This is a genomic window from Dokdonella sp. (assembly GCF_036518555.1).
Lineage (GTDB): Bacteria > Pseudomonadota > Gammaproteobacteria > Xanthomonadales > Rhodanobacteraceae > Dokdonella_A.
Genome location: NZ_DATDMY010000254.1, coordinates 1 through 4,076 on the forward strand (window position 1 = coordinate 1; position 4,076 = coordinate 4,076).

The following is a 4,076-nucleotide window of genomic DNA, read 5'->3' on the forward strand; positions in this document are numbered from 1 at the left end:
AACGGCTCGCGGAAGCCGGCCAGCGCCGGCCTCCGTCCCCCGCGCGCGCGGGCGAGGAGCGTCGTCGCGCGCGCGGCGATGCTGCGCCCTCGCGCAGCGGCGCGCCGGATGCCGAGCCCGCCGTCCCGCGCGAACCCCCATCGCGCGAGCAGCGGCTGTACGGGCTCAATGCGTGCCTCGCGGCGTTCGCACGCAGGCCCGAGGCGCTGCGCAAGGTCTACCTCGCCGAGTCGCGCATCGGTGCGCTCAAGCCCGTGCTCGCCTGGTGCGTGCAGCGGCGCATCGGCTATCGCGTGGTCGAGCCGGAAGACCTCGACCGCCTGACCGCATCGCGCCATCACGAGGGCGTCTGCTTCGACCTGCTGCGCCCCGAGCCATTGGCATTGGCCGCGCTGCTCGACGCGCAACCGGGCGCGCCGGCGGCATCGCTGCTGCTCTGGCTCGACGGCGTCGGCAACCCGCACAACCTCGGCGCGCTGCTGCGCAGCGCGGCGCACTTCGGCGTCGGCGGCGTGATCGTGCCCGCACAGGCGGGGCTCGACGTGTCCGGCGCGGCTGCGCGCGTCGCCGAAGGCGCGGCCGAGATCGTGCCGCTCGTGCAGGCGGACGATCCGCGCCACGCGCTGCGCGAGCTGCGCGCGCGCGGCTATACGCTCGCCGCGACCGTACCGCGCGAGGGCGTGCCGTTGTACGCGACGACGTTGCCGCGTCGCCTCGTGCTCGTGCTCGGTGCGGAAGGCGAGGGGATGAGCGATGCGATGATCGGCGCGGCCGACCTGCGCCTCACGATTCCCGGCAGCGGAGCGATCGAAAGCCTCAACGTCGCCGCGAGCGTCGCGGTACTGCTCGGCGAGTACTGGCGCCAGTCGCATCCGCACTGAGGGCGTCGTCATCGTCGCGCAACAGGGCGCTCCCACGCTGTAGGGCCCCCCGCACGGAGCCCGGCGATGAACGCGGTCGCGATGCCCCTGCCGCATGCGCGCAGCCATGACGTTGCCGGCTGGGTGCGTTCGCTGCGCGTCGCCGCGTTCGCATTCGCGCTCTCGCGCGGCGTGATCTTCGCGGTATGGCTGCTCGCCGCGCAGTTGCAGCTCGGCCATCCCGCCGGTCGCGAACAGCTCGCGATGCCGAGTGCGCAGGTCGGCCCCAGCGAGCTCGCCGCGACCTTGCGCGATCTCGCGCTCTACAACGACGGCGGCTGGTACGCGACGATCGTCGAGCACGGCTACGAGCATCGCCCTTTCGACACGACGCGTCCCGCCAACTGGGCGTTCTTCCCGCTGCATCCGCTGCTGTGGCGCGCGTTCGCCGACATCGTCGGCGACGTGCGCGTGGCCGGCATGCTGCTCGCGAACCTCGCCTTCCTCGCCGCGCTCGCCGTGCTGCACCGGCTCGCGCTCGCGCTCGGGCGCGAGCCGCCCGCGGCCGAGCGCGCGGTGCTCGCGCTCGCGCTGTTCCCGGTCAGCTACTTCGGCGCGTTGCCGTGGAGCGAAGCGCTGTTCCTGCTGGTGTCGGCGGGCACGTTCCTCGCCGCACTGCGCGGACGCTGGGGCTGGGTCGCCGTGCTGCTCGCGCTCGCGAGCGCGACCCGCCTCGCGGGCCTGTTCCTGCTGCCGGCGCTGGCCGTCTGGATGTGGCCGCGCCGTCGACTGCTGCCGCGGCACGCGTGGCTCGCGCTCGCGTGCGCACCGCTCGGCCTGTTCGCGTTCATGGCCGAGCTGCACACGGCGAGCGGCAACGCGTTCGCGTTCAGCGGCATCCAGCACGCGTGGGGACGCCATCCGGGTTCGCCGCTCACGCCGTTCGTCGACGTGCTGCAGCAGCCGCGGCTCGCGATCGAGGACTGGAACTTCCGCTACCTCAATCTCGCCGCGGCACTCGGCGGCATCGCCGCGTGCATCGCGCTGTGGCGCCGGCGCGAGCCTTCGCTCGCGCTGTTCCTCGCGCTCGGCCTGCTCGCGCCGCTCGCGACCGGCACCTTGATGTCGCTCGCGCGCTACCTGTTCGGCCTGTTCCCGATCGCGCTCGCGCTCGCCGACGCGACCGCGAGCCGCAGCGTCGAGCGCGGCTGGTTCGCGGTGTCGACCGCGTTGCTCGCCCTGATGTCGGCCGCGTTCGCGCTCAAGATGACCTTCGCCGGCGCCTGACGCCGGCCGCGGCCCTCGGCGGCGGCCCTCATTCGTGCTCGTTCGCCCACGCGCCCGGCTTCGAGCCGAAGTCGCCGTCGGCCTGCGCGGCGAGGTACGCGGTGACCGCGTAGGCGGCGACGTTCTGGCGCAATTGCTGCGGGTCGATCTTGTCGAGCGTGTCGTTCGCGGTGTGGTGCCAGTCGAAGTAGCGCGTCGCGTCCTGGTGCAGCGACACCGCGGCCATGCCGACCGCGTGGACTTCGGACAAGTCCGAGCCTCCGTTGCCGGGTTCGTTCGCGTCGTACTCGATGCCGAGCGGCTGCAGCACCGCGGCGATCTGCGCGATCGCGTCGCGCGCGGCGGGCTTCACGCTCGCGGTGATCTTCCAGATGCGGTCGGCGCCGGCGTCCGATTCGCTGCCGAGCACGGCCTTGGCGATCTCGCCCTTGTGCGCCTGCGCGTACGCCTTGCCGCCGAACAGGCCCGACTCTTCGTTCGCGAACGCGACCACGCGGATGCTGCGCGCAGGGCGCTTCGGCAGGCCGGCGATGACCTTCGCGGCGCCGGTCGCGATCGCGACACCGACGGCGTCGTCGATCGCCCCGGTGCCCGGGTCCCACGAATCGAGATGGCCACCCATCACGAAATACTCGTCGGGCTTCTTCGAGCCGCGCAGTTCGCCGATCACGTTCGCGCCCGTGTACTGGCCTTCGATGCCGCAGTCGAGTGCGAGGCGGATCGTGACCGGCTTGCCGGACGCGAGCATGCGCTCGAGCAGGTCCGCGTCGGGCGCCGAGAGCGCGGCCGCGGGGATCGGCGTCGCGCCGGTGAAGTTGGTCACGCCCGTGTGCGGCAGCCGGTTGCTGTCGGTGCCGGCCGAGCGCAGCAGGAACGCCGCGGCGCCCTTGTGCGAGGCGATCGCGGGGCCGCCCGTGCGCACGGCCGAGCCGATGCCGTAGTCGTGGCCGTCGCGATGGGCCTGCATGCGCGCGCCGACGAACACGATCTTGCCGCGCAGGCTCGCCGGATCGGCGGCTTTCAGCGCGTCGAGCGTCGGGAAACCGACGACCTCGGCCTCGAGGCCGCCCGCGGGCGTCGCCGCCGAGTAGCCGAGTGCGGCGAGCGCGAGCGGCTGGGCGTAGGGTGCGAGGATCTCGCCGTGTTCGCTGCGGCGCACCCACTTCGGGTAGGTCACCGGCTCGGTCCAGACCTTGTCGAAGCCGAGCGCATGGAACTTCGCGATCGTCCACTCGCGGCCCTTCTCGTCGTTCGGTCCGCCCGCGAGGCGCGCCCCGACCTCGGTCGTGATGCCGGAGACGAAGTCGTACGCGGTGTCGTCCGCGAGCGCCAGGTCGCGCAGGTGGGCCGCCGTATCGAGATCCGCTGCGGCGATGGCGGTCGGCTTGTGCGCCGCCCATGCAGGCGTGGCGCACAGCAGGAGGGCAAGGGCGAGCGGGCGCAAGCGAAGCATGGCGGTACTCCGGTCGAGGCAAACCCGAAGTATGCGCCGCCCGCCCCGGCGCGCAGCGGGCCAAACGTCACGGAAACGATGGAACCGATTGCGCCAGCCGATGCCGCTGCCGCGCAGGCCGTCAACCCTTCCTGAGCAGGTCGCGGATCTCGGTGAGCAGCACGACCTCCGCCGACGGCGGCGCAGGTGCCGCTTCGTCCTTGCGCATCATGCGGTTCATGACCTTCACGACGACGAAGATCGCGAGCGCGACGATGAGGAACTGGATGATCGTGTTGATGAACGCGCCGTACTGCAGCGCGACCTCGCCCTTGCCGTCGGGACCGGCCGGGTGCAGCACCCACTTGTAGGCGGAGAAGTCGACGCCGCCGATGAGCATGCCGATCGGCGGCATGATGACCTGGTCGACGAGCGAGGTGACGATCTTGCCGAACGCGGCGCCGATGACCACGCCGACGGCGAGGTCCATCACGTTG

General features: G+C 72.3%; 4 protein-coding genes. 2 read left to right on the forward strand and 2 right to left on the reverse strand.

Translation table 11 applies throughout. From position 1 onward, the window contains the following. Both VI238_RS13900 and VI238_RS13905 read left to right on the forward strand, forming a co-directional pair. Nucleotides 1–881, forward strand: an 881-nt coding sequence (locus tag VI238_RS13900) for a TrmH family RNA methyltransferase (RefSeq protein ID WP_331652369.1), incomplete at its 5' end; no start/stop codon positions are given. Nucleotides 882–947: 66 nt separating this feature from the next. Further along, entirely contained in the window at nt 948–2,147 is a 1,200-nt protein-coding gene (locus VI238_RS13905; RefSeq protein WP_331652371.1) for a mannosyltransferase family protein, read from the forward strand. Nucleotides 2,148–2,175: 28 nt separating this feature from the next. On the opposite strand, the gene VI238_RS13910 is transcribed toward VI238_RS13905, so the two are convergent. Then, on the reverse strand, nt 2,176–3,600 hold the full coding sequence (locus VI238_RS13910; protein ID WP_331652373.1) for a M28 family peptidase: 1,425 nt from the start codon (nt 3,598–3,600) through the stop codon (nt 2,176–2,178). Between the two features lie 121 nt (nt 3,601–3,721). Next, on the reverse strand, nt 3,722–4,076 hold a 355-nt coding region (gene mscL / locus VI238_RS13915), incomplete at its 5' end, for a large-conductance mechanosensitive channel protein MscL (RefSeq protein WP_331652375.1).